General features: G+C 68.1%; 2 protein-coding genes. Both read right to left on the minus strand.

Annotated features, from left to right (window positions below; translation table 11 throughout):
- Positions 1 to 661: 661 nt before the first annotated feature.
- Entirely contained in the window at positions 662 to 1,237 is a 576-nt protein-coding gene (locus FFS20_RS17715; RefSeq protein WP_137827090.1) for an alpha/beta fold hydrolase, read from the minus strand.
- Between the two features lie 17 nt (positions 1,238 to 1,254).
- Positions 1,255 to 2,838: an FMN-binding glutamate synthase family protein gene (locus FFS20_RS17720; protein ID WP_137827091.1), complete on the minus strand. Its 1,584-nt coding sequence runs from the start codon at positions 2,836 to 2,838 to the stop codon at positions 1,255 to 1,257.
- Positions 2,839 to 3,181: the final 343 nt, after the last annotated feature.

The raw sequence follows: 3,181 nt of genomic DNA on the forward strand, positions 1-3,181 counted from the left end.
GCCGATGATGGGGAGGTCACCTGTCCCGCTGTCGGTCATCGCGTCCACCGGCAAGAGGGATGTCGGCGCTGTGTCGCGGAGACACGGGGAGCGTCGTAGTCGTGGGGTGCCGTCCGGGTACGTCGAGGGGTGAACGCGCGCCGAGGCGGGAGGTCGGGCTGCGTCCGCCGACGGCTGCTGGTCGGAGCCGTCGGATCGGGGCGGGTGCTGGTCATGGGGATCCGTTCGCAGAGGTGGGCGCCGGAGGGGAGCGGCGAAGTTCGCCTGGTGCGCGATGCTCGCAGCGTGGGGTGGTCGCTGCCAGCCGGTGCGCATCGGAGTGCTGGCGATGAGGGAGCTCCGCCGTCTCGTCCTCGCAGGAGGAGTCAGACGGTCGGGGCATCGCAGCCTGAGCCGGGGAATCGAGGCACGGAGGTGACCGTGCATCACGGATTCCGAAGGTCGCTCACCGGTATGGAATTTTCATTCCAGAGTAGAACATTGCGTGCCGAATGTAACCCCACTTTTAGAAGATTTTTCAATGACGTCATCGATGAGGCGGGCTTGTCAGGTGTGCTTGCCTGTAACGGAAACCGTCGCGAGAGGGCTCTGACGCGGCATGCAGGGCATCGCGGGCGCCGGCTGAGGGTGCGGTGGGCGAGCGGGTCGAGGTGCTGTCGAGTCAGCTTGCGAAGTCGGCGAGGAAGCGGTCGGCACGGGCGAGGAGAAGGGCGGCGCTCTCGGGCTCGAAGTCCGGTGATTCGGGGTCGCTGAAGAGGTGTGAGCTGCCCGGGTAGAGGAAGGACTCGGCCGGTGCCCCGGCAGCGGCGGCGGATTCCATGAGGGTCTCCGCGAGGACCGGCGTGCGCCATTCGTCCTCGACGGCGAAGTGGATCTGCACGGGCACCTGCGGCTGCCAGCGGGTTCGGGAGGGGAAGCCGCCGCCGTGGAAGAGGAGGGCCCCGCGGGCGCGGGAATCGTTCTTGCCCATCTGCTGGGCGACGCTCGCTCCGAGCGAGAGCCCTGCGAACACGAGCGGCCCGGTCAGCGCGCTGGTGAGTTCGGTGACGCGGTCGACCAGCGTCCGAAACCCGACGTCCCGGGAATGGGCCACCCCCGCCTCGGCGCTGGTGAAGGTCTGCCCCGCATAGAAGTCGGGGGTGTGGACCTCGTGTCCCCGGCTGCGGAACTCGTCGGCGATGCGGCCGATGCCGGGAGTGAGCCCGAACGCGGAGTGGAGGAGGACGATGCGGCTCATGAGCGTGTCCTGCCTGGTCAGCGACTCTGACCGCGGGCGATGTGGAAGGTGTCCGCGCGGGCGGTGGCCCAGTCGGCGGCCCAGTCCTCGGGGGCGCCGTTGAGCAGTTCGCCGGGTTCGAGCCAGTCGTAGAGGCGGGCGTAGGACCAGGATTCGGTCGGGGAGAGGTTGCGGCGGAGCATCGTCGGTTCGAGTTCGCTGGGATGGGCCGCGCCCATCGAGGCCATGAGGCGGACCGCCTCGGCGACGGTGCCGTCGTGGTAGTTGCGCACGCGTTCGGCCTTGTCGGGGACGTAGATCGCGCGAGCGCGGCGGGCATCCTGGGTGGCGACGCCGACGGGGCACTTGCCGGTGTGGCACTCCTGGGCCTGGATGCAGCCGACGGCCATCATCATGGCGCGGGCCGAGTTCGTGAAGTCGGCGCCCTGGATGAGGCGCTTGACGATGTCGGAGCCGCTCGCGACCTTGCCGGAGGCGCCGATCTTGATCTGATCGCGCAGCCCCGCGCCGACGAGCGCATTGTGGACGATCATCAGGCCCTGGGTGAGGGGGAGGCCGACGTTGTCCTCGAACTCCAGGGGTGCGGCACCGGTGCCGCCCTCGGAGCCGTCGACGATGATGAAGTCGGGGGTGATCCCGGTTTCGAGCATCGCCTTGCAGATCGCGAGGAACTCGGTGCGGGAGCCGACGCAGAGCTTGAAGCCGGCGGGTTTGCCCCCGGAGAGCTCGCGCATCTTCGCGATGAACCGGAGCAGCTCGATCGGGGTCGAGAAGACGCGGTGGTTCGGCGGGCTGATGCATGTCTGACCGACGGGCACGTCGCGGATCTTCGCGATCTCCTCGGTGACCTTCTTGCCGGGGAGGACGCCGCCGAGGCCGGGCTTGGCCCCCTGGGAGAGCTTGAGCGAAGTCATCTTGACCTGCGGGTCCTGGGCCTTCGCGGCGAACTTGTCGGGATCGAAGTCGCCGTCGGGGGTGCGGGCGCCGAAGTATCCGGTGCCGAGCTCCCAGATGAGGTCGCCGCCGAACTCCTGGTGGTACGGGGAGATCGAGCCCTCGCCGGTGTCCTGGGCGAAGCCGCCCATCGCGGCGCCCTTGTTGAGCGCGCGCACGGCGTTGTCGCTGAGCGAGCCGAAGCTCATCGCGGAGACGTTGAGCAGGGAGATGTCGTAGGGCTGAGTGCAGTCCTTGCCGCCCACCCGGATCCGCGGCGGGGTGGGGGAGTTGGGCAGCGGGGTCGTCGAGTGCATGAGCGCTTCGTAGCCGGTGCGGTCGACGTCGTGCTCGGTGCCGAAGGCGTGCTCGGAGAGGATGCCCTTCGACCGTTCGTAGATCGTCGTGCGGGCGTCGCGGCTGAAGGGTCGGCCGTCCCAGTTCCGTTCGATGAAGTACTGCTGGATCTCCGGTCGGATCGACTCGAGGAGGAAGCGCGCGTGTCCCGCGATCGGGTAGTTGCGCAGGATCGAGTGCTTCTTCTGCGTGACGTCCCACGCGGCGAGTGCCCCGAGTCCGACCGCCGAGGCGGCTGCGGCGATCCGCGCGATGCGCTGTCCCGTGGTCTCACCGGTGACCAAGCGAACGATGGGGAGCTGACCTTTCATTGCGCCTCCTTGGGTTGCGCGTCATCGCAGGCACGCACCGAGGCGGCGGTGCGCGACGGTGGTCCCTGCGCGGACTGACGGTGCCGCGGGAACTGACGGCTCTGTGCAGAACTATCGGCTCTGTGCGGAACTGATGGTGCTGTGGGTACTGATGGGTCTGTGCGTATCTGACGGCTCTGTGCGGGCGGCGAGCCGCGCGGAGAAGCGCGGACGACGTGCACAGGTGTGCTTCAAGCCGAGCCTAGACTGCCGAGACTGAGATTTCAGGAAAGGGCCACCTGAGTTTTCGTGAACCCTGGGAGGTCTCAGGGAGATATCAACGTTCGGGGTGGGTGTTCGGACG

Origin of the sequence: Brevibacterium sp. 2SA, from assembly GCF_005502845.1 — a bacterium.
Lineage (GTDB): Bacteria > Actinomycetota > Actinomycetes > Actinomycetales > Brevibacteriaceae > Brevibacterium.